Origin of the sequence: Pseudomonas sp. PS01301, assembly GCF_029960215.1 — a bacterium.
GTDB classification, from domain to species: Bacteria; Pseudomonadota; Gammaproteobacteria; order Pseudomonadales; family Pseudomonadaceae; genus Aquipseudomonas; species Aquipseudomonas coleopterorum.
The window spans coordinates 1-319 of sequence record NZ_JASCPM010000129.1 but is presented as its reverse complement, the minus strand read 5'-3'; the positions used below and the strand labels follow the sequence as shown (position 1 = coordinate 319).

Annotated in this window: 1 rRNA gene; it reads left to right on the top strand. The window is 46.7% G+C overall.

Annotation, left to right across the window (positions count from 1 at the left end):
• Window positions 1-228 precede the first annotated feature (228 nt).
• A 16S ribosomal RNA gene (locus tag QMX89_RS22905) occupies window positions 229-319 on the top strand; the annotation flags it as partial.

Below are 319 nucleotides of genomic sequence, written 5' to 3'. Positions count from 1 at the left end.
GCGTAGAATGCGCGCCTCGGTTGAGACGAAAGAATCAACCCACCGCTCTTTAACAATTGAATCAAGCAATTCGTGTGGGTGCTTGTGAGTTAAGACTGTTAGTCAACAAGATTATCAGCATCACAACAACTCCACGAGAAATCAAAGAGTTACCTCGATCCTTCGGGTTCGAGTTTGCGATTGCTGAGCCAGGTTTATAGGGTTTTCTCAAAACCCGATTGCAGTATTGAACTGAAGAGTTTGATCATGGCTCAGATTGAACGCTGGCGGCAGGCCTAACACATGCAAGTCGAGCGGTTGAAGGAAGCTTGCTTCCTGA